At 66.5% G+C, this 21,797-nt stretch carries 19 protein-coding genes and 1 pseudogene; 12 read left to right on the top strand and 8 right to left on the bottom strand.

Features of this window, described 5'->3' with window-relative positions; genetic code table 11:
- Window positions 1–396 precede the first annotated feature (396 nt).
- Together BMI01S_RS06330 and BMI01S_RS06325 are read left to right on the top strand one after the other, a co-directional pair.
- A pseudogene (locus BMI01S_RS06330) lies at window positions 397–2,582 on the top strand (putative bifunctional diguanylate cyclase/phosphodiesterase).
- Window positions 2,583–2,720: 138 nt separating this feature from the next.
- The gene (locus BMI01S_RS06325) at window positions 2,721–3,686 is read left to right on the top strand and encodes a chemotaxis protein (protein ID WP_028211227.1); all 966 of its coding nucleotides are present in this window, start codon (window positions 2,721–2,723) and stop codon (window positions 3,684–3,686) included.
- 40 nt (window positions 3,687–3,726) lie between these two features.
- Here the strand turns inward: BMI01S_RS06325 and BMI01S_RS06320 are convergent, their stop codons facing one another.
- A complete protein-coding gene (locus tag BMI01S_RS06320; RefSeq protein WP_028230178.1) occupies window positions 3,727–4,509 on the bottom strand; it encodes a maleate cis-trans isomerase family protein in 783 nt (260 codons plus the stop codon).
- Window positions 4,506–5,750: a D-amino acid dehydrogenase gene (locus BMI01S_RS06315; RefSeq protein WP_028230179.1), complete on the bottom strand. Its 1,245-nt coding sequence runs from the start codon at window positions 5,748–5,750 to the stop codon at window positions 4,506–4,508. Before BMI01S_RS06315 ends, BMI01S_RS06320 begins: the two co-directional genes overlap by 4 nt.
- Window positions 5,751–6,022: 272 nt before the next feature.
- Between BMI01S_RS06315 and BMI01S_RS06310 the strand changes: the two genes are divergently transcribed.
- From BMI01S_RS06310 to BMI01S_RS06295, 4 genes are read left to right on the top strand one after another with little or no spacing between them, the layout of a single operon-like run.
- Window positions 6,023–7,216, top strand: coding sequence for a branched-chain amino acid ABC transporter substrate-binding protein (locus tag BMI01S_RS06310; RefSeq protein WP_028211230.1), 1,194 nt, complete (start codon window positions 6,023–6,025; stop codon window positions 7,214–7,216).
- A 16-nt stretch (window positions 7,217–7,232) separates the two neighbouring features.
- Entirely contained in the window at window positions 7,233–8,132 is a 900-nt protein-coding gene (locus BMI01S_RS06305; RefSeq protein WP_028211231.1) for a branched-chain amino acid ABC transporter permease, read from the top strand.
- A gap of 3 nt (window positions 8,133–8,135) precedes the next feature.
- Window positions 8,136–10,004, top strand: a complete 1,869-nt coding sequence (locus tag BMI01S_RS06300; RefSeq protein ID WP_028211232.1) for a branched-chain amino acid ABC transporter ATP-binding protein/permease — start codon at window positions 8,136–8,138, stop codon at window positions 10,002–10,004.
- The gene (locus BMI01S_RS06295; protein ID WP_042288606.1) at window positions 9,995–10,771 is read left to right on the top strand and encodes an ABC transporter ATP-binding protein; all 777 of its coding nucleotides are present in this window, start codon (window positions 9,995–9,997) and stop codon (window positions 10,769–10,771) included. The genes BMI01S_RS06300 and BMI01S_RS06295 overlap by 10 nt, the downstream gene beginning before the upstream one ends.
- A gap of 53 nt (window positions 10,772–10,824) precedes the next feature.
- Here BMI01S_RS06295 and BMI01S_RS06290 read toward each other — a convergent pair whose 3' ends face one another.
- The 5 genes from BMI01S_RS06290 to BMI01S_RS43830 form a co-directional block, all read right to left on the bottom strand.
- Window positions 10,825–11,712, bottom strand: coding sequence for a LytR/AlgR family response regulator transcription factor (locus BMI01S_RS06290; protein ID WP_042288603.1), 888 nt, complete (start codon window positions 11,710–11,712; stop codon window positions 10,825–10,827).
- Between the two features lie 8 nt (window positions 11,713–11,720).
- A complete protein-coding gene (locus BMI01S_RS06285) occupies window positions 11,721–12,881 on the bottom strand; it encodes a sensor histidine kinase (protein WP_051381302.1) in 1,161 nt (386 codons plus the stop codon).
- Window positions 12,878–13,255 carry a DUF2306 domain-containing protein gene (locus BMI01S_RS06280; protein WP_028211235.1) on the bottom strand — a complete coding sequence of 126 codons (378 nt, stop codon included), beginning with the start codon at window positions 13,253–13,255 and terminating at the stop codon, window positions 12,878–12,880. Before BMI01S_RS06280 ends, BMI01S_RS06285 begins: the two co-directional genes overlap by 4 nt.
- A 145-nt stretch (window positions 13,256–13,400) precedes the next feature.
- On the bottom strand, window positions 13,401–13,661 hold the full coding sequence (locus BMI01S_RS43835; RefSeq protein ID WP_306303685.1) for a GNAT family N-acetyltransferase: 261 nt from the start codon (window positions 13,659–13,661) through the stop codon (window positions 13,401–13,403).
- The gene (locus BMI01S_RS43830) at window positions 13,655–13,867 is read right to left on the bottom strand and encodes a hypothetical protein (RefSeq protein WP_306303684.1); all 213 of its coding nucleotides are present in this window, start codon (window positions 13,865–13,867) and stop codon (window positions 13,655–13,657) included. Before BMI01S_RS43830 ends, BMI01S_RS43835 begins: the two co-directional genes overlap by 7 nt.
- Before the next feature lie 465 nt (window positions 13,868–14,332).
- Between BMI01S_RS43830 and BMI01S_RS06270 the strand changes: the two genes are divergently transcribed.
- The 4 genes from BMI01S_RS06270 (at window position 14,333) to BMI01S_RS06255 (ending at window position 18,555) form a co-directional block, all read left to right on the top strand.
- Window positions 14,333–14,983 (top strand): MlaC/ttg2D family ABC transporter substrate-binding protein, encoded by a 651-nt coding sequence (locus BMI01S_RS06270; RefSeq protein WP_042288599.1) that lies wholly within the window; start codon window positions 14,333–14,335, stop codon window positions 14,981–14,983.
- Window positions 14,984–15,213: 230 nt separating this feature from the next.
- A complete protein-coding gene (locus tag BMI01S_RS06265; protein ID WP_063619580.1) occupies window positions 15,214–17,148 on the top strand; it encodes an AI-2E family transporter in 1,935 nt (644 codons plus the stop codon).
- A gap of 84 nt (window positions 17,149–17,232) precedes the next feature.
- Window positions 17,233–17,493 carry a hypothetical protein gene (locus tag BMI01S_RS06260; RefSeq protein ID WP_028230180.1) on the top strand — a complete coding sequence of 87 codons (261 nt, stop codon included), beginning with the start codon at window positions 17,233–17,235 and terminating at the stop codon, window positions 17,491–17,493.
- Between the two features lie 321 nt (window positions 17,494–17,814).
- Window positions 17,815–18,555, top strand: a complete 741-nt coding sequence (locus BMI01S_RS06255; RefSeq protein WP_028211237.1) for a 3-ketoacyl-ACP reductase — start codon at window positions 17,815–17,817, stop codon at window positions 18,553–18,555.
- A 235-nt stretch (window positions 18,556–18,790) separates the two neighbouring features.
- On the opposite strand, the gene BMI01S_RS38025 is transcribed toward BMI01S_RS06255, so the two are convergent.
- Window positions 18,791–19,069, bottom strand: a complete 279-nt coding sequence (locus BMI01S_RS38025) for a hypothetical protein (RefSeq protein ID WP_028230181.1) — start codon at window positions 19,067–19,069, stop codon at window positions 18,791–18,793.
- A gap of 567 nt (window positions 19,070–19,636) precedes the next feature.
- Between BMI01S_RS38025 and tcuC the strand changes: the two genes are divergently transcribed.
- Window positions 19,637–20,932, top strand: coding sequence for an MFS transporter (gene tcuC, locus BMI01S_RS06245; protein WP_028211238.1), 1,296 nt, complete (start codon window positions 19,637–19,639; stop codon window positions 20,930–20,932).
- 58 nt (window positions 20,933–20,990) lie between these two features.
- On the top strand, window positions 20,991–21,773 hold the full coding sequence (locus BMI01S_RS06240; RefSeq protein ID WP_028230182.1) for a substrate-binding domain-containing protein: 783 nt from the start codon (window positions 20,991–20,993) through the stop codon (window positions 21,771–21,773).
- Window positions 21,774–21,797 lie beyond the last annotated feature (24 nt).

Raw genomic sequence — 21,797 nt, 5'->3', positions numbered from 1 at the left:
TTTCGAAATGCGCGGGGTTCAGCGCGCACCAGTCCACCCCGCGCGCCTCTCCATTCGACCCCCGCTATCCGGCTAGCCGCCGGCCTTGGCCGCCCCCAACCCGCTTCAAGATCCCACCACCTCTGCCGTTAACCCAGTTGCGGCGCGCTCGCTCGCCAGGCGCGCTGGCGGGAAGCCGCGCAGGACACACTAGAGATCGAGCCGGCCACGGGTGCTACGTGCACGACACGCACCACGGCAACAAGAGGGGAAGCAGGTATGGACTATTCCCAGGCGGTGGGAGCGTCCGGCGCAGCGGGATCACGGGGCGCTCAACGTAAGGCGTCGAAAGAGACGAACGCAACAGCGAGCGCTGCAGATGAAGCGCTCGCATGAGAGCGCAACGTACTGCGGCTTGTGTCACGTAACCTGCCGCTGCAGGAACTGCTCGCCGAGGTCTGCTGCCGCGCCGAGCGGCTGCTGGGCGCGGGCGCGAACTGCTCGATCCTGCAACTGGACGCCGACGGCCGGCGCATTCACATCGGCAGCGCGCCGTCCTTGCCGGCGCAGTATCACGCGGCGTTCGATGACACGCCGGTCGGCTCCGGCACCAGCCCGTCCGGCACGGCCATCGCCGAGCGGCGCACCGTTTGCGTCGAAGACTACGAGGGCGCGCACGAGTGGGGCGAGTACCGGCGCATCGCACTCGAGAGCGGCCTGCGCGCAGGCTGGACCACCCCGATCGAGGACCTCGACGGCGGCGTGCTGGGCGCGCTCGCCGTGTACCAGAGCCGGCCCTGGCGGCCCACGGCGGCCGAGGAGGCGTTGTTGTGCGACATCGCCAGCAGCGTCGCGGCCTTGCTGATCCCAGCAGACGATTGCCGAGCGGCTCGCGCAAAGCGAGGAACATCACCGCCTCGTGGTGGATCACCTCAACGAAGGCATCGTGATGCAGTCGCGCGACGACATCGTGCTCGCCTGCAACCGCAGCGCGCGGCGTCTCCTGCGCATGTCCGAGGTTGCCATCGGCCGCAGCATCATGAGCGTCATCGGGCGTGTACTCGACGAAAACGGCGCGCCATTGCCCAATTCGATGCGCCCGAGCATGCGTGCGTTATAGACCGGCCAGCCCGTGATCGGCGAGACGGTGGGATTCGAACTCGCCGATGGCGAGGTCGTCTGGGTGAGAGAAAACGTGCTGCCGATCTTCCGCGCCGGCGAGCGCGAGGCGATTTCCGCGGTGGTCTCGTTCACGGACATCGGGCCGGTGCGCGAGGCGCAGCAGCAGTTGCGCTACCTCGCCACGCGCGACGCGCTCACGGGCCTCTACAACCGCACCTTTCTCGCCGAGCGCATGCAGGCGATGCTGGGGCGCGCGACCTGCGCGGCGAAGCCCGCACTTCTCTTCGTCGATCTCGACGGTTTCAGGAAGGTCAACGACACAGGCGGCCACGAGGCGGGGGACGCGCTGCTGCGCGACGTGGGACACCGCCTTGCAGGCTGCGTGAGCGAGGCGGATACGCTCGCGCGCGTGGGCGGCGACGAATTCGTGATCGCGGTGTGCTGCTACGAGAAGGTGGACGACCTCAGCGCGCTCGCGCAACGCGTGCTCGACGTCATCGCCGCGCCGTTCGGGGTGGCGGGCAACGAGTACTACCTGGGCGCTTCGATCGGCATCAGCCTCTATCCCGACGATGGCCGCAGCGCCGCCGCGCTCATGCGCAACGCCGATTCGGCGATGTATGCGGCCAGGCAGCGCGGCGCCAATCAGTTCCAGTTCTTCACGAACGAGCTGCGCCAGCGCCTGCAGCGCCGCTTCCAGATCGAACGCGGCTTGCGCCGGGCGCTTGCGTCGGGCGAGCTGCGCCTCGCTTTTCAGCCGATCGTGGATGGCGAAAGCGGCCGCGTGATCGGCGCGGAGGCGCTGTTGCGCTGGGAGAGCGATGAGCTGGGCGCGGTTTCGCCGGTGGAGTTCATTCCCGTGGCCGAGGACACGGGCATGACCATCCCGATCGGCCAGTGGGTGCTGGAGCACGCGTGCCGCCAGGCCGCGCAATGGCGGCGGCTTCTCGCGCCCGACTTCGTCATGGCGGTCAACTTCTCGCCTCGCCAGATCGCGGACGGGCTGGTCGAGCAGGTGGCGGGCTGCCTCGCGCGAACGGGGCTGGCGCCCGAGGCGCTCGAAGTGGAAATCACCGAAGGCATCCTCATGCGCGACTGCCAGAGCGTGCAGCCCGTGCTGCGCGCCCTCAGCGACATAGGGGGTGCGCATTTCGGTGGACGACTTCGGCACCGGTTATTCGTCGCTTTCGTACCTGAAGCGCTTCCCGCTGCACCATCTGAAGGTCGATCGCACGTTCGTGGCGGGCCTGCCCGCCAACCGCGACTCGGCGGCGATCACGCGGGCCGTCGTGGCGATGGCGCACTCGCTCGGCATACGCGTGACGGCCGAGGGCGTGGAGACGCCCGAGCAGGCGTCGCTTCTGCGCTCGCTCGCCTGCGAGCGGCAGCAGGGCTACCTGTTCGGCAGGCCGGTGAGCGCCAGGGAATGCGCGGCGCTGCTGCGCGAGCACGCCGCCAGCCGCCTGCGGGAGGATACGTGAGGGTGGCTTGATCCAGAACGACCGTGCGTGGAATGAGGGCTCAAGATTTCCCGCGCCAGGCCGTAGACGATGGCAGGCAGCGGATGCCGGACGCATCGCATTCCACCAGACGGTAGACGAACAGCACACGAGGGAACCATGGATAGCGGCTTCGCAATCGACGAACGAACCCGCCTCACGAGCACGAACCAGTTCGAGCTTTTGCTTTTCCGGCTCGGCGCGGCGCCGGGCAGCGAGGTTGGCGAAGTCTTCGGCATCAACGTGTTCAAGGTGCGGGAAATCCTGACCATGCCGACGATCACGCCGATCGCGGCGTCGTCCCCCTACGTGCTCGGCGCGGCGAACATCCGCGGCCAGGTGATGCCCGTGATCGACCTGCCGAGGCTCATGGGCTGCGAGCCGGCCACGGGTCTGAACATCCTGCTCGTGACGGAATTCGCGCGCTCCACGCAGGGCTTCGCGCTCGAAAGCGTGGATGAGATCGTGCGGCTCGATTGGAGCCAGGTGCTGACCGCCGACGTCACGATGGGCAACCGCGTGACGAGCATCGCGCGGCTCGAAAACGACCCCGAGAGCAAGAAGCTCGTGCAGGTGGTGGATGTGGAGCAGGTGCTGCGCGACGTATTCCCGGCGCAGCACGGCGCGGTCGTGCCCGAAGAGGTGGGCGAGCCCGCGGTCATTCCGCCGGGCGCGAAGGTGCTGGCCGCCGACGACTCGGGCTTCGCGCGCGAGCTGATCGGCCAGAGCCTCAAGGCGCTCGGCGTGGAATACACGATGGCCAAAACGGGCCTTGAAGCCTGGAAGCAACTGGACGAGATTGCGACGAAGGCGGAACGCGACGGCGTGCGCGCGAAGGATCGCATCGCGCTCGTGCTCACCGACCTCGAAATGCCCGAAATGGACGGCTTCACGTTGACGCGCAAGATCAAGGCGGACCCGCGCACCGTGGATATTCCGGTGGTGATTCATTCGTCGCTCACGGGCACCGCGAACGAAGCCCACGTGAAGAATGCCGGCGCGAGCGGCTACGTGGCGAAATTCGCAGCCGGCGATCTCGCGGGCGCGATTCGCAGCGCGCTTGCCGGCAAGCCCATTTACGCCTGATCCATCAGCGACGCTGAATCGGGTTGCGCACCAGGGTCCATTAACGCGCGAACAATCTGCCGAGCTGCGGCTCGCTATCCAGCACCCCCGCGAGCCGTAGCGCGTGCCACGCCATCGCGTAGTTGCTCGACAGCACCGGCTTGCCGACAGCGGCTTCGAGTTCCGGCACGAGCGCGGCCACACGCAAGCTCGTGCAGGACACGAACACCGCGTCGGCGTCATCGTGCCGCGCGAGTTCTTCTATCGCACTGCGAATCGAATTCGCATCGATTCGCGCCACTTCGTTGTCGTCCGCGTGCTCGAACGAGGCCATGCGCGTGACAGCCACGCCGCGCGCCTCGATATAGTCGCGCATGAAGTCGTTGATGGTTCGCACATACGGCGTGAGCAGCGCCACGCGCCGCACGCCGAGCGCGTTTAGCGCGGCGAGCGCCGCCGTGATCGGCGTGGTACAGGCAATCTCGGAGCGTGCCTCGCGAATGCGCGCAAAGACCTTCGTTTCGCCGATCACCATCGAGGCCGAAGTGCAGCCGAACGCCACTACGTCGAGCCGCTCCCCTGGCAGCAGCAGGGCCACGGCCGGGGCGATGCGCGCCTCGATTTCCGCGAGGCGCGGCGGCGTGATGTCCGGCGAATTCTCCAGGCGGCTCTCGTAGAACGCCACGCCGGGCTGACGCAGCAAGCCGCGCCATTCGTATTCGATCGTATGGTCGGTGGCGAGCACGACGAGGCCGATCGACGCGCGGCGCGCAATGCCTTCGTCGAGCGAGAAATCGAGCTTCGTGTAGGTGTCCGTACGATGTTGCGGTGCAGTCGTGGTCATGTCAGCGTCAATCCCGTCATGTCGAGTTCGGGCTCGCGTCCAGCCATGATGTCGGCGAGCAGTTTTGCGGTGCCGCACGACATTGTCCAGCCCATATGCCCGTGCCCGGTGTTCAGGAACAGGTTGCGATGGCGCGTGCGGCCGATGAGCGGGGTGCCCTCGGGCGTCATCGGGCGCAGCCCGGCCCAGTAGCCCGGCTGCGTGTAGTCGGCGCCATCGGGAAAGAGTTCGCGCGCCGCCTGCATCATGGATGTGAAGTCCGCTGGCGTGTGGCGCGTGTCGTAGCCCGCGAAGTCGGCCGTGGCCGTGAAGCGCAGTCGCGCGCCAAAACGCGCCCAGGCGACGAGGTGGTTCTCGTCCACGCCGCCCACTTCGGGCGGGCGATGTCCGGGGCCACAGGGGAACGTCGCCGAGTATCCCTTCACAGGATAGATCGCGAGCCGGTAGCCGAGGGGCCGCGCGAGTATCGGCGACCATGAGCCGAGCGCGAGCACGTAGTCGTCGCCTGCGATCACCCCGGCCGTCGTGCGCACGCCGGCGATGCGATCGCCGGTGGCTTCGATTGCCTGAATCGGCGCGTCGAACACGAAGCGCACGCCCATACGTTCGCAAACCTCCTTGAGCCCGCGCGTGAAGCGGTGCGCGTCGCCGCTTTCGTCGCTGGGGCAGTAGATCGCGCCCGCAATGCGCGCGCGCGCGTGGGCGAGCGCGGGCTCGCGTTCGGCGACGGCGGCGGCGTCCAGCGTCTCCAGCGGCAGCCCGTTCTCGACAAGGATGGACATGTGTGCGCGGCCGCGTTCGAAGGAGGCGGCGTCGCGGTAGAGATAGAGCAGGCCGCGGCTGATGCGGTCGTATTCGAGCTGCTCGCGCGCGGTGAGCGCTTGCAGCTGATGTTGCGAGTAGCGGCACAGCCTCACCTTGCGCGACGTGTTTTCGCGCGAGCGCGCCTCGGTGCAGTTGCGCAGGAACTGCGCGCACCATGCCCACATATGCGGATCCGCCCTGAGATGCAGGCGCAGCGCCTGGCCTTCGACGAACAGCGACTTGAGCAGGATCTTCGGCGCGCGAGGCGAGGCCCACGTATACGAATGTCCCGGCGCGACGAGTCCGGCGTTGGCGAAACTGGTTTCGAGCGCAACGCCCCCGCGTCGCTCGATCACGGTGACGTCGCGGCCGTCGCGCGCGAGATAGTACGCGCTCGTCACGCCCGCAATTCCGCCGCCCAGCACGATGGTCTTCATCGGCGCCCTCCCTGCGTGTATACAAATTAGCGTCCCGCTGCCGCGAGCGCACGCGATTTGTATACGCGCATACCCTATAGGCGTTAATCGGTCGCGTGGACCTATCATGGATAAGTCGTTATGCGCCGGTCCCCATGCAAGCTGCGCGCCATGAGCGCGATAGACGTGCAAGGCGTCGCACCGGACGAATTATTTCGTTTCGCTAACTGACCGCGCGGGCTCGCCTGCGTTGCGGCATCGCCCGGTCGGGTCCACGCTCAGGAGCCGCTCACATGAATCATCAGAACAATGGCACGCCCGACGCCCCCCGCCTGACGGGCACATTGCACGCAACGCTCGCGCTTGCGATCCTCTCGCTCGCCGCGCTCGCGCCTGGCCTCGGGCAAGCCCAGACCATCAAGATCGGCGTACCGGTGCCGCTTTCGGGCAGCAGCGCCGCAGCGGGCACGGACATCGTCAACGGGGCGAAGCTGGCGGCCGCGAAGATCAATGCGGCAGGCGGCGTGCTCGGCAAACAGATCGAACTCGTGCCCGAGGACGATGCCTGCGACGCGCAAACGGCGGTCCAGGCGGCGCAGAAGCTCGTGGACGCAGGCGTGGTTGCCGTGGCGGGCGGCTATTGCTCGAGCGCGGCGCTGCCCGAATTGACGGCGTTCCATCGCGCCGGCATTCCCTATGTGCTCGACGCTTCGACCAATCCGAAGCTCACCGAAATGGGCTACGACAACGTGTTTCGCACGATTGGCCGTGACGACGAACAAGGGCCTTTCGCCGCGAATTTCATGAAGAATTCGCTGCATGTCAAGCGTGCGGCCGTCATCGACGACAACACGACCTATGCCAAGGGCCTCGCGCAGAACACCGTCGAATCGCTCAAGAAGATGGGCGTGGATGTGGTCTACGCCGATTCGATCACGCCGGGCCAGATGGACTATTCGCCCACGCTCACCAAGGTTGCCTCGCTCAAGCCGGACGTGATCTATTACACGGGCTACTTTTCGGAAGCGGGTCTGCTCGTGAAGGAAGCGCGCCAGGTGGGCCTCAAGATGACGTTCATGGGCGGCGACGGCACCAACGACCCGACGCTGATGAAAACGGCGGGGCCGGCCGCGGACGGGATGATCATCACGACCGCGCCGCTCGCACAGTTCCTCGCGGGTGCGCACGACTATGTCGACCAGTACAACAAGTCCTATGGGCAAGGGCCCGGACCGTACTCGGTGTACGAGTACGACGCCGTGGGCGTGACCGCCAAGGCCATCGCCGACGCGAAGTCGACGAAGCCCGCGGACATCAGCGCCGCGCTGCACAAGATCACGAACTATGCGGGCGCCACCGGCACGATCGGCTTCAATCCGAAGGGTGACCGCAGCCGTGCTGTGTACATCACGGTCATCGTGCACAACGACCAGTTCGAGCCGTATCAACGCCAGGATGCCAGCGGCAAGTGGGTGGCGATGAAGTAAGCATCGCGGGCCGCCCATGAGCACCTTTTTCCAGTTCGTCGTCGAGGGGTTGACGATCGGCTCGTTCTACGCGCTCGTCGCCCTCGGCTACACGATGGTCTACGGCATCATCCGGCTCATCAACTTCGCACACGGCGATCTTTTCATGGTGGGCGCGTTCGTGGGCTGGACCGCGCTCGCCTCGCTCACGGCGGGGCGTCTGCCGCTCGCGCTCGCGCTGTTCGTGGCCTTCGCGGCAGCCATGCTGGCAACCGGCGTGCTCGGCGTGGTGATCGCGCGCGTGGCGTATCAGCCCTTGCTGCGCGCGCCGCGCCTCTCCATCCTCATTACCGCGCTCGGCATTTCGCTCGTGCTGGAGAACGCCGTGCTGATCGGCTATGGCGCGGGCTTCCGCACGTATCCGCATCTGCTCACGCATACCGGCTTCGAAGTGTTCGAGGTTCATATTACGTTCGCGCAGATCGGTATTGTCGCGGCCAGCATCGCGCTGATGGCCGCGCTGTATTTGTTCGTACACCATACCTTCATCGGCACGGCGATGCGCGCGCTCGCCATCGACCAGGACGCCGCGCGCCTGATGGGCATCGACGTCGAGCGGCTCATCCAGCTCACGTTCTTCATCGGCTCGGCGCTCGCCGCCGTGGCGGGCGTGATGGAGGGGCTCTTCTACACGCAGATCAACTTCTTCATGGGCTTCGTGCTCGGGTTGCGCGCGTTCACGGCGGCGGTGCTGGGCGGCGTCGGCAATATTCCGGGTGCCATGGTGGGCGGCTTCCTGATCGGCTTGCTGGAGGCGTTCGGCGCGGGCTATGTGTCGTCGCAGTGGACCGACGTGTTCGTGTTCGGCGTGCTGATCGCCGTGCTCGTGGTGAAGCCGACAGGGCTGTTCGGCGAGCGCGTGGTCGAGAGGATGTGAGCGATGCGCGCGCGGGCGCTACGGTCATCGCGGACCTCGTGGCTCGTCGCGATCGTGCTCATCGCGGCGGCGATCGCGTTGCCGGCGTTCGCGAGCGGCTATCTCGTCGACGTCGGGCTCACCATCATCACGTATGCGATTCTCGGACTCGGGCTCAATATCGTCGTGGGCTACGCCGGGCTGCTCGACCTCGGCTATGCGGCGTTCTTCGCCATTGGCGCCTACACGACAGCGCTGCTCGAAACGCTGCTTCATTTCACTTTCTGGGAGACGCTGCCGTTCAGTCTCGCGTTCGCGGGCGCTTCCGGCGTCGTGATCGGCTATCCCACGTTGCGGCTGCGCAGCGACTATCTCGCGATCGTCACGCTCGGCTTCGGCGAAATCACGCGCATCATCGCCACGAATCTGGACATCACCGGCGGGCCGAACGGCATTTACGGCATCGAGCCGCCGAGCTTGTTCGGCTTCGAGTTCAATTCGCCGCGCGCGGTGTACGAGCTGGGCATGGCCTTCTTCATTGCGGTGCTGGTGTTCGCGGTGCGGCTCGGGCGCTCGCGGCTAGGCCGTGCGTGGACCAGCATCCGCGAGGACGAAGCCGCCGCCGAGGCGGTGGGTGTGGCGACGCTGCGCGCGAAGATGCTCGCCTATGTGATGGGTGCGCTGATCGGCGGGCTCGCGGGCAGCCTTTTCGCCGCGCGCTTCGGCACGATCGACCCCACGGCGTTCACCTATCTGCAATCGGTCACGATCCTCATCATCGTCGTGATGGGCGGGCGCGGCAGCATTCCCGGCGTAATACTCGGCGCGGTGATCGTGGCCGGCCTGCCGGAGTTGCTGCGCTTCCTGAACCTGTGGCGCATTCTCGGCTTTGCCGTGGCGCTCGTCGTGCTCATGTTGTTGCGCCCGCAAGGGTTGTGGCCCGCGCGCGTGAAACGCGCAGCGCCGCGACCGGAAGAGGCGACCGTGGCCCATGAAGCGGAAGCGGCCGAAGCGGCGGGCAAGGAAAGCGCGGCCGCCGTTTCGCTTGCCGATAGCGGCGGCATCGAAGCCGCGGCCGCGCATGAAACGCTGCTGGAGGTGCACGAGCTGGAGCGTCGTTTCGGCGGCGTGCGCGCCATTGGCGGCATCAGCTTCCAGGTGCGCAGCGGCGAGATTCTCGCGCTGATCGGCCCGAACGGTGCGGGCAAGACTACGGTGTTCAACTGCCTGACCGGCGTGATCCGCCCGAGCGGCGGGCGCCTCGTCTGGCGCGGCGAGCCGCTGGGCGGCGGCGCGCCGCACCGCAACGTCCATCGCGGCATTGCGCGCACGTTTCAGGGCATCCGGCTCTTCAATCACATGAGCGCGTTCGAGAACGTGTTGATCGGCATGGACCACCGGCTGCATACGCCGCTCGTGGCGGAACTGGCAGGCACGCGCGCCGCGCGCGCCGAGGCGGCCGAGCATGGCGCACTCGGGCAGCGCTGGCTCGATCTCGTGGGGCTGGGCGCGCGCGCGAGCGAATATGCGTCGGACCTGCCGTATGGCGATCAGCGCAGGCTCGAAATCGCGCGGGCGCTCGCGAGCCAGCCGCGCCTCCTGCTGCTCGACGAACCGGCCGCCGGCATGAACCCCACCGAAAAGCACGCGCTGATGGCGCAGATCCGTCACATACGCGACCTGGGCGTGACCGTGCTGCTGATCGAACACGACATGGCGCTCGTAATGGGCGTGTCGGACCGCATCATCGTGATGGATCACGGCGAGATCATTGCCGAGGGCACGCCCTCGCAGATCCAGAACGATCCCGTGGTGATCGACGCGTACCTCGGCACGGCCGACGAGGACGACGGCCCCGATGCCGCGAACGGGGAGAAGTCGCTATGGGGGTGAACGCGGAACCGGGCACGACCGGCAAGCTGCTCGACGTTCGCGACCTGCGCGTGAACTACGGCAACATCGAAGCGTTGCACGGCATCTCGCTCGATGTCGCACCGGGCGAGATCGTTGCGCTGCTCGGGGCCAACGGCGCGGGCAAGACCACGACGCTGCGCACTCTCTCCGGGCTGCTGCGGCCGCGCGCGGGAACCATCGCGTTCGGGGGACAGGCGATCGTCGGGTTGCCGTCGCATCGTATCGTCGCGCTCGGTATCGGGCACGTGCCCGAAGGGCGGCGCATTTTCGGCGGGCTCACGGTGGAGGAGAACCTGCGCCTGGGCGGATATTTGTTGCGCCGCGACGCCGCCGCGCTCGAACAAGGCATTGCACAGGCGTACGAAACGTTTTCCCGGCTGCGCGAGCGCAAGGACCAGCTAGCCGGTACGCTGAGCGGCGGCGAGCAGCAGATGCTCGCCATTGCGCGCGCGCTCATGCTCGAGCCGAAGCTCGTGCTGCTCGACGAACCGTCGATGGGGCTGGCGCCGAAGCTCGTGCGCGCGATATTCGAGGTGATCGCGCGCATCAGCCATGCGGGCACGGCCGTGCTGCTCGTGGAGCAGAACGCGCGCCAGGCGCTGCGCATCGCGAATCGGGCCTATGTGCTGGAAGGCGGGCGTGTGGCGCTCGCGGGGGCGGCTCGCGAGCTGGCGGTCGATAACCGGGTGCGTGCCACCTATCTCGGCGGCAGTGCGGTGCAAGGCGGACCGCCGGACGCGGCGTGATGCCTTGAATGTGGCATCGCCGGCAAGGAGCCGCGCTCGCGCATGCGCCCGATTCACATCTGCCGGAACAGGTGTGCGTATTGCCTGCTCACGTCGAGCGCGCCGGCGTGGCCGCGCAGCCGCAGCGTCATCTTGCCGAGTGCGCTGACCGACGCGCTTTCCACCTGGTCCACGTTGACCACCGTGCTGCGGTGGACCTGCCAGAAGCGCGCGGGGTCCAGTTGCGCACACAACTCGCGCAGGCTCGTGCGGATCAGCAATTCGCCGCTGCGTGTCGTGACCACTACGTACTTGTCGGCTGCTTCGAAGTACAGCACATCTTCCACCGGCACCATGCGGATATCGTTGCCGCTGGAGGCGCGCAGATAACGCAGCGGCGCCTCGCGCGCGACGGCCGTCGCACTGCCGCCAGGCGAGCCCGCGCGTGCTGCCCGCACGTCCTGCGTGATTGCTTCGAGTTGACGCAGCACGTGTTGCAGGTCCGCTTGCGTCTGCGGCGCTTCGGCGCCCTGCGCGGCCGCCCGTGCGAGCCGGGCGCGCAGTCGCTCGACCGTGCGCGCGAGCCGCGCCGTTTCGACGGGCTTGAGCAGATAGTCGATGGCCGCGGCCTCGAACGCTTCGAGCGCGTAGGCGTCGTATGCGGTCACGAACACGATCTGCGGTGGCGCGGCGAGATTCGCGCACGCGCGCGCAACGTCGAGGCCCGTCGCGCCCGGCATCGCGATATCGAGGAAGGCGATATCGGGCTCGAGCGCGGCGATGCGCTCGATGGCCTCGTGGCCGTTGCCGACCATCGCCACGATGCGCAAGTCCGGCCACGCGGCGGCAAGCTCGCGTTCGAGCGCGGCCGCGATGAGCGGCTCGTCTTCGGCGATCAGCGCGGTCGGGGTGTCGGGCGAGCGGTGCGCGTTGCTGCTGTGTTGCGCCGTATCGGCGGGCATGCGGCGTTTCATGATTTGCGCGCCTCGCCGGCTGCGCCAAGGCCAACGCCGACGTCAGCACCGGCAGGATCGAACAGAGGCAGCCGGACGCGCGCCACGAGGCCATGCGGCACGTTTTCGATCAGCGTGAGCGAGGCCCGCTCGCCATAGAGCGCCGCAAGCCGCTCGCGCACGTTCACGAGGCCGACGCCCGCGCCCTGCGTGCCTGGCGTGACGCCAAAGCCGGGGCCCGTGTCGGTCACGGTCAGCACGACATCCTGGCCGTCGCGCCGCGCGCCGATGTCGATCCTTCCGCCTTGTACCAAGCCCTGGATGCCATGCTTGAGCGCGTTCTCGACGAGCGGCTGCAACAGCATGGGCGGCACCGGCAGATCGGCGCAATCGCGCGGCAGATCGAGCGCATAGGCGAGGCGAGGGCCAAGGCGCATCGCATGCACGGCGAGCATCGAGTCGAGCACCCTGAACTGCACCGCGAGCGTTTCGCTTTGCGCGCGCGAGGCTTCCAGCGTCGCGCGCAGGAAGCGGTTCAGGCTGGCGAGCAGTTCGCGCGCACGCGAAGGATCGGACGCGATCAGGCTGTCTAGCGTCGCCAGCGTATTGAAGAGGAAGTGCGGCTCGATCTGTGCTTGCAGCGCTTGCAGGCGGGCGGTGAGCGCCGTGCGTTCGGCGGCTTCTTTCTGCCATGCCGTGCGCGCGACCTGCTCGCTCAGCTCCGCGATGCGCGTGCGCGACCAGCCATACCAGGTGACGAGCAGCGTGGCCGTGAGCGCGATCCAGCCGGTCAATTCGAGATCCTTTGTCGCGAAGGCGTGGCTCAGGCCGATGCCGAGCAGCATGCTCGCGATGCCGCGCCCCAGCGCGGTGCCGAGCACGAGGGCTAGCACCATCGCCACGGCGAGCCGGGGGACGGTGAGCGCGCTGCGACGCTGCAGGAAAAACCGGCCGGCGTCGAGCAGCAGCATGATCGAGAGGCCGATCGACTGGCTGAACACGAGGTTGTCGACGAAGCCCTTGCCAACGCCGACGGCGGTGAGCGCGAGCGCGATCAGCGCGTTGCCGATGACGACGATCACCGCCTCGCGCGCGAATCCGGCGACGAGGACATGCGCCGCCGGCGCGGGCAGGCGGGCCGAGGCGTTCGGAAACTCGACGTGCGTCCAGGGAATCATGCGATCCAGCTCATGACGATGAGATTGAGCAGCCGGTGCGGCGTCGCGATGGCGGCGAGGCCTGCCACGACGAGCGCGAAGAACGACCCGCGCATGGCGAGGCGATGGCCGCGGACATTGCCGTGGCGGATCGCCCAGATGGCGCGTCCGACGCTCGCGAACGTCAGCAGCGAAAGACTGTGCACCCAGGAAAAATGCCCCGGATTCAGCTCGCGGATGTCGAACGAGCTGAGCGCGGTTGCGCACATCGTGAGCGCCCAGAGGCGGCCGAGCCACTTGTGTCGCGCGCTGCCTTTTTCGGCCAGCATGACGGCGGTTCCGAGTATGACAGAAAGCGTCGCGGCGACGACGTGCGCCGCAATGATGGCAGGCATGCTGGCCCTCCTTGGCAGGTCGAGCGGAGTCGATGGCTGCAGTGTGGAGAGCGGCAGTCGGGGAGGCGACGGGAATGCGACGAAGGGCGGGGAAGCGGGCGCGAATGGAAATCCGGCGGCGCGAACGGTGGCGAACGGTGGCTTCTCAGACGGGCGCGGCTGGAAGCGCCTTCGCCATCTCGGTCGTCCCGATCCAGCCTGGCCGCTCGTAAAGCGGCCGCCCTTGCCCGGTCGCGTGCAATATCGCGTACGTGACACCGCGCCTCGCGAATTCGTCGTCGGCGAGCTGCATGAGCCGGCGTGCAAGACCGCGGCGCCTGGCGCGCGGCTCCACGTAGACATTGAGCACATACCCGCGCAGACCGGTTTCCGGATGCATCGGATGCGGGGGCCAGTCGATCAGCATGAGCCCGAGCCCGCGAGCGCCACAGCCTGCTCACTCAGCACGTAGCCGCAATGCGCGCCATTGGCGAGGCGCGGCTCGAGCCACTCGCGGAAGTGTGTGGTCATCGTGCGCAATGTGGCCTCGTCGCGGCCAGCCTCGCGAAACATCGCTTCGCGATGGCGGCAGATCAATTCGAGATCCTGGGCATCGAGTGGGCGGACATCCATGCGGTTCTCCAGAAGCGCACCGCACAGGGGTAACTCAGCACGGGGGCGCGCTCGCTTTGTTTCGCGGCCGGTGGCATTCCGGTTTTCCGCCTTGCCGTGACGCGCGTGTCGTTTTTACAGAGCCGGTGCGGCTCGGGGCCCCCTGCGACGCAAGCCCATCGAGAGACCGCCAGGATGGAATGGGTCTTGCTAGACTTCGCGCCGACTCGCCCGGAGGCGGGCCCGCGCGGAGGACGCGCATGCGCGAAGCCGCATGAAAGGCGCAGCGACCTGACCTGCGCGCGCGCAACCCGCTAGACTAAGCGCTGGCGAGCGGTTCATGCGGTTCGTACGATATGCAATTCATGCGATGCATCCGGGGCCCGGCGTTAGAGAGCCTCGCGCAACGGCAAGCAGCGTGACGCTGGCCGTCCCGCTCGTCGAATCCCGCCGCATCGTCGTTCCCGCCATTGCCCAGAGATATCGATGACAAGGTCATTCCGCATCACCGCGCTGCTCGCGTGCTGTCTGTCGCTCCTGCCCGCCACGGCGGCGCTTGCCCAATCGCCCCAGGTGGACCAGTCGGACCCGCAGGCGCTCATCAAGACCGCCACGCAGCAGGTGCTCGACGAAGTGCGCACCAAAGCCATCGCGCCAGACGACATCGCGCGCATTCAGGACATCGTCAACCGCGACATTCTTCCGTATGTCGATTTCCGCCGCACCACGCGGCTCGCCATGGGGCCGCACTGGCGCACGGCGACGCCCGGGCAGCAGGAGCAGGTCGAGCAGCAGTTCCAGTTGCTGCTGATCCATCTCTACTCGGGCGCGATCGCGCAGCTGAAGCCCGACCAGAAGATCGACTACCCGCCCATGCGCAACGCGCCCGGCGACACCGACGTCGTGGTGCGCACGCTCGCGCAGACGAACAGCAACCCGGTGGAAATCGACTACCGCCTCTACAAGACGCCGCAGGGCTGGCGGCTCTACGACCTGAACGTGCTCGGCGCGTGGCTGATTCAAACCTATCGCCAGCAGTTCAACGAGAAGATCCAGCAGGGCGGGGTGGACGGGCTGATCCAGTTCCTTGCCGCGCGCAATCAGGAGCTCGTGTCGGGCAAGACGCAGTCGCAGTGACGGACGGCCGCGACGCGCGGTTTCTGCACCCCGGCCTCCCCACCTGCGAAAATCGGATTTTTTGTGCTGCGCTCCAGGGCGCGCGGGCGCTGTACCATTTCGAGACATGCCGGGTGCATGTCACCGGTGCGTGTGGCCGGTTCGCAAAATTGTTCGCAAATGGACCGTGCGCTTGCCCGAGCTGTCACGGCCCCGTTTTTCGCTTCCCTTTCTTGCCGATCTGATCTGACATGAATTTCCCGCTGCCGCCGCAGGGCCGACGCAACCGGGTGTTTCCGCCAAGTCCGCCCACGCTGCATAGCCTCGCCTCTGTCATTACCGGCGTAGTCGTGGTGTGCGGCCTGTATTTCGGGCAAGCGGTGCTGATTCCCATCACGCTCTCGGTGCTGCTGAGCTTTCTGCTGGCGCCGCTCGTGACCGCGCTGCGGCGCTTCCACGTGCCGCAGTTCATCGCCATTCTCGTCGCGGTTCTCTCCACCGTGCTCGCGCTCGCCGGTGTGGGCGCGCTGATCGCCGCGCAGGTCTACCAGCTCTCCGCCTCGCTGCCGCAGTACCAGGAAGAGATCGAGCAGAAGGTGCAAACGGTGCAGCAAAAGACCGTGGGCCGCGCCGATTCGCTCATGGCCCGCGCCGCCGCCACGCTGCAGCGCGTCACGCCCACGCCGCCGCCCGCGCCGCTGCAGCCGCGCGGGCGCGCGGCGCGCAACCAGCCGCAACAGCCCATGCCCGTGGAGGTCCACACGCCGGCGCCCACGCCGCTGCAGCTCGCGCAAAGGGCGCTCGCTCCGGCGCTCGCGCCGCTCGAAACGGGCTTTATCGTGCTTGTGGTCACGATCTTCATCCTGTTCCAGCGCGAGGATCTGCGCGACCGGCTCATCAGCGTGTTCGGCTCCGAGGACCTGCACCGCACGACGACCGCCATCAACGACGCCTCGCAGCGGCTCTCCCGCTACTTCATCGCGCAACTCGGCGTGAATGTCTCGGTGGGCGGGGTGATCGCGCTGGGGCTGGCGGGCATCGGCGTGCCGGGCGCCCTGCTGTTCGGCGCGGTCGCGGCGCTCATGCGGTTCGTGCCCTACATCGGCATCTGGATCGCCGCGATCATGGCGACCATTGTCGCCGCGGCCACGCAGCCGCAATGGACCATGGCCGTCACGACGCTGATCTTCTTCATCGTCGTGGACGTGGTGGCGGGTCAGTTCGCCGAGCCGATGCTGTATGGACGGCGCTCGGGCCTCTCGCCGCTCGCCGTGGTGGTGGCGGCGATTTTCTGGAGCTGGCTGTGGGGGCCCGTGGGTCTCGTGCTGTCCACGCCGCTCACGCTGTGCATCGTCACGCTCGGCCGTTATGTGGACCGTCTGCACTTCCTCACCATCCTGCTCGGCGACCAGCCCGCGCTCACGCCCGCGCAAACCTGCTACCAGCGCCTGCTCGCCGACGATCCGCACGAGGCGTTGCTGCAGGCCGACCGGCTGCTCACGAGCATGCGGCTCATCGACTACTACGAGCAGGTGGTGTTCGAAGGACTGCGCTTCGCGCGCAACGACGCCTTGCGCGGCGTGCTGCCCGCCGAGCAGGTCGCGCGCATCAACCAGGCGCTGCTCGATATCGTCGAGGATCTCGAATCCGTGGACGATTCGCGCCACGCCGCGCCCGAGGGCAGCGGCGAGGAGTCCGCTGCGCGCGCGGACGAGTTCACGCTGTCGCCGGTTGCGGGGGAAGTGCTTTGCGTGCCCGGACGCGGCGCGTTCGACGAGGTGGCGGTGGCGATCGTCGGCCAGTTGCTCATGCGGCGCAATATTCCCTGCGCGGCGACCACCTACGACGAGGTGCGCGCCACACGCGGGGCCGTGATCGATGAACGTGCCCCGGTCATTTGCGTGGTCTCGCTCGACGCGCCCGAGTCGGCGCCTTACCTGCGCAATCTCGTGCGGCGGCTGCGCGAGCGCGCTCCCGACTCGACGATCGTGGTGGGCATCGGTGCGACGCTGCGCGACGACGGCGCCGGCATCGCCGACGATCCCGGCACGCTCTTTCCCACCTCGCTCGGCAACCTCGTGGAGGAATGCGGCGCAGCGCTGCTGCCGACGCACGCGCCGCGGGCCGGGAAGACGGAGACAACGCCGGCAATACAGGATCCCTACCGCGCCGGCGCGAAATTGTGACAGTCATCGCAGTGACACATTGAACCCTGAAGATATGCGGCCCTGTGCCCCTGGTTGCGGCATTCGAGTTACTGGGAGACGACATTGCTGAGTCCGCATGAATTCGCCACGCTAATGCTGGTCCGTCATTCGCCGGAGCAGATCGACATGAACCGCGAGGAACTGGACACGCTGCTTGAGCGCCAGCTGGTTGCGCTCGAGCAGTGGACGGAAGGCCACCGCCGGCTGTCGCTCACGACCGCGGGCCGCTCGCTGCTCGAAGCGATGGGGCGGCTGGACGATGTGACGGGGCTGCCCGAGACGTTTGGCAGCGGGCGTTTTGCTGATTTCGCTGCCGGCGTTTGATGCCCTTTCAACGAGCCTGCAGGTAGCCCGCGCGGCGCGGGGCTGCCTGCGCAACTATGCAAAACGCATTTCCTGCTCATTCATTTATTGAGTTATGCCAGGTATCTGTGTGATCGCGCACACCTGACAGCCTGCTTCCCTTGTGTCCCCATAAGTCCGCTGTTAGGCTGAATCGTTTCCCGGACGAGTTCAGCAGCCGCACAGCGGGCGTTTCCCATTACGGGTTTATCCCCATCGCCCGGCTTGTAGGTGGTCGTCAAACTGACTCCATCCTCCAGAGTCTTCCCCACTCACCTACTCCCTAAAGCAAAAGGAGGATTTATGGCAAAGCGTATTGCCTACGTGACCGGCGGCATGGGCGGCATCGGTACGGCCATCTGTCAGCGTCTGCATAAGGACGGCTACACGGTCGTCGCGGGCTGCGGCCCGAATTCGCAACGCAAGACGCGCTGGCTCGACGAGCAGAAGGCGCTCGGCTACGAGTTCGTCGCGTCCGAAGGCAACGTGGCCGACTGGGATTCCACGGCCAAAGCGTTCGAAAAGGTGAAAAAGGACGTTGGCGAGATCGACATTCTGGTCAATAACGCGGGCATTACACGCGATGTCGTCTTCCGCAAGATGACGCATGAAGACTGGATCGCCGTGATCGACACCAACCTCACGAGCCTTTTCAACGTGACCAAGCAGGTGATCGACGGCATGATCGAGCGGGGCTTTGGGCGCGTGATCAACATCTCGTCGGTGAACGGGCAGAAGGGCCAGTTCGGCCAGACGAACTACTCCACGGCCAAAGCCGGCATTCACGGCTTCACCATGGCGCTCGCCCAGGAAGTGGCGACCAAGGGCGTGACCGTCAATACCGTTTCGCCGGGCTATATCGGCACGGACATGGTGAAGGCGGTGAAGCCCGAAGTGCTTTCCAAGATCGTGGACAGCATTCCGGTACGGCGCCTCGGCGAGCCATGGGAGATCGCCTCCATCGTGGCGTGGCTGGCGTCCGATGAATCGGGCTTCTCGACCGGTGCGGACTTCTCGCTCAATGGCGGGCTGCATATGAGCTGAGCGTCGCGGCGGCATGCGAGTCGGTCGCGAGTCGCACGCCGATTAGAAGCACGACGAAGTGATCTGGCGGGAGCGGCGTCGAGCCGGCTCCCGCTTTGTTTTTTCGTGGCGGCTTGTTGCGGTGCTGACTACGCGCGAACAACCGGCGTGCTGACCGCGATTTCGACGCGGCAGCTGTACCCGCTGCGCAGACCGGCGGACGGGTGTCGCCGCGTGAGTTCGCTTCCACAGCGCATCAACGCGTTCCGGATGGGGGCGGCTTTTCGTCGGCACCCACGATCCGTACCGCCTGCGTAGCACCGCGAACGGCGTGAGTCGGATCGCCCGTCAATATCGTCGAACCCAATCCGGAAGCACTGTCCTTGAACGCTGCGCTCCATGCCATGAAGTCGCGGTTCAGGCGGCTCTCCGTATCGGTTACGGCATCGACGACCGCGCCGAGCAGGATCTCGTTGACGTGCCGCCAGTAGGCCGCAGCCTTCGCGGTGCCCGCTAACGCATAGCTTGCATTCAAACGCCATGCGTCGAACGGCGAGCGTTCGCTGGCTGCCTCCAGCGCGATTGCGCGCTACTCATCCAGGGTTGTACTGAGCGCACGGCTGTTGAGCTCTGCGATGCGGCCAGCGGTGTCGGCGCACAGCCGTGCGAAGTCGTTTATTCCAGTGTCCGGCGTCGAAGCGCCTTGAGACCCTTTGCCTGGGCCTGCGTCGGGTAGTGCGATCGTGGGTTCAGTCATCATGGCTCCGCTCGAGGGGTTCAATTGGGGACGCGCATCGGTCGCGCGCCTTGGTGCAGTGCCGCAATCAATATTCCCGGGTTCGCCCAGGGGTGGGGGAGCCGAACGGATTTGCCCGCTCGGCCGGCCCATGGGTGATCCAGGCCGGGCAAGCCGTTGCGGGAAACCGGGCAAGTACAGCGTGGCACGGCAAGCTGCGGCCGTACCAGCAGGCATCGATTGATAACCAGACAACATCAATCGTTCCGAAAATTGCACTTATCGTTGTGCCGGTTCCGGGCGAAGATTGCCAAAACCAAAACGACCGGACCACGGCATATTTTCTGGATCTCTGGAGACACCTCGATGCACCCCTCGTCTAGCCTTTCGACCGCACAGTCGAAGGCCGCTGCGGTTTTCCGCGTAACGGCCGGGAATTTTCTGGAGCAGTTCGACTTCTTTCTGTTTGGCTTCTACGCCACGCAGATCGCCAACGTCTTCTTTCCCGCCCAAAGCGAATTCGCTTCGCTGATGATGACGTTCGCGGTATTCGGCGCCGGCTTTCTGATGCGGCCGCTGGGCGCGATCGTGCTCGGCGCCTATATCGACGACGTCGGCCGCCGCAAGGGCCTCATCGTCACGCTCTCCATCATGGCGAGCGGCACCATCCTGATCGCATTCGTGCCGGGTTACGCCACGATCGGACTCCTGGCGCCCGCGCTCGTGTTGCTCGGTCGGCTGCTGCAGGGCTTCTCTGCCGGCGCGGAACTGGGCGGCGTCTCGGTGTATCTCGCCGAGATGGCCACGCCGGGCCGCAAGGGCTTCTTCACGAGCTGGCAGTCCGCGAGCCAGCAGGTGGCGATCGTCGTTGCCGCGGGCCTCGGCTTCGCGCTCAATCAATGGATGAGCGCATCGGCCATCGCCGCGTGGGGCTGGCGCGTACCGTTCTTCGTCGGCTGCATGATCGTGCCGTTCATCTTCATGCTGCGGCGAAATCTGGAGGAAACGCAGGAGTTCAAGGCGCGCCAGCATCGTCCGTCCATGAAGGAAGTGTTCGGCACGCTGGGGCAGAACTGGACCGTCGTTATCGCGGGCATGATGCTCGTCGCGATGACCACCACGAGCTTCTATCTCATCACGGTCTACGCGCCGACCTTCGGCAAGACGGTCCTGCATCTGAGCACCGCCGACAGTCTGCTCGTGACGCTGTGTGTCGGCGTGTCGAACTTCGTGTGGCTGCCGATCGGCGGGGCGCTCTCCGACAAGATCGGCCGCCGGCCGCTCCTCGTCGCCATGACGGTGCTCGCCATGGCGACCGCGTACCCGGCACTGTCGCTGCTCGCTCACGCGCCGAGCTTCATCAACATGCTGCTCGTGCTCCTTTGGCTCTCGTTCATGTACGGCATCTATAACGGCGCGATGGTCGTCGCGCTCACGGAAGTCATGCCGGTGCAGGTGCGCGTTGCAGGCTTCTCGCTCGCCTACAGCCTCGCTACGGCCGTGTTCGGAGGCTTCACGCCCGCGATTTCGACGGCGCTCATTCATATGACCGGCGACAAGGCCGCCCCCGGCTACTGGATGAGCTTCGCCGCGGCGTGCGGCCTGCTGGCGACGTTCGCACTCTATCGCCGCCGCGCGGTGACGCTGACTCCGGCGCACTGATGCCAAGGCGCGGTCCCGCATGTTCCCGCAATCATCACTATCCCAAACGACCCTCAGCATGAGAAACCTGCTTCGGAAACTTTGCGCGGCAGCGCTCGTCGCAACCTCGGCCGCTGCGGCGAACGTGCAGGCCGCCGACCTGCACGTCATGAGTTCGGGCGGCTTTACCGCCGCATACAAGGTGCTCGGTCCCAGGTTCGCGTCCCAGACGGGCAACACGCTCGACACCGCATACGGACCGTCAATGGGCAAATCGCCCGAAGCGATCCCGAACAGGCTCGAGCGTGGCGAGCCCGCGGACGCCGTCATCATGGTCGGCTACGCGCTCGACGATCTGATCAAGCAAGGCAAGGTCATCGCCGGATCGCGGGTCGAACTGGCCGATTCGCGCATCGGCATGGTCGTGCGCGAAGGCGCGGCGAAGCCCGACATCGGCTCGCCAGAAGCGCTCAGGCTGACGCTGCTGCATGCGAAGTCGGTCGCCTACTCGGACAGCGCGAGCGGCGTCTATATCGAGCGGGAGTTATTCAGGAAGCTCGGCATCGAGGATCAGGTCAGGCCGAAGGCGAAGATGATTCCGCGGATTCCTGTGGCATCGGTGGTGGCGAACGGCGACTACGAAATCGGCTTCCAGCAGGTGAGCGAGTTGCTGCCAATCCAGGGCGCGACCTTCGTCGGAAAGATTCCCGAGTCTCTGCAGTCGGTCACGCGCTTTGCCGCAGGCATCCCCGTCGGCGCTCAGCATCCGAAGGAAGCGAAGGCGCTGCTCGACTATCTCGCCTCTCCCGGCGTACAGGCAGAAGTGAATTCGACCGGGCTCGATTCCGTCTCGGCGCATTGAGACAGAGCCCCGGGAAGGGCAGCC

The organism is Paraburkholderia mimosarum LMG 23256 = NBRC 106338 (assembly GCF_000739815.1).
GTDB classification, from domain to species: Bacteria; Pseudomonadota; Gammaproteobacteria; order Burkholderiales; family Burkholderiaceae; genus Paraburkholderia; species Paraburkholderia mimosarum.
The sequence above is the reverse complement of the archived record's forward strand: the minus strand, read 5'-3'. Positions and strand labels throughout refer to the sequence as shown.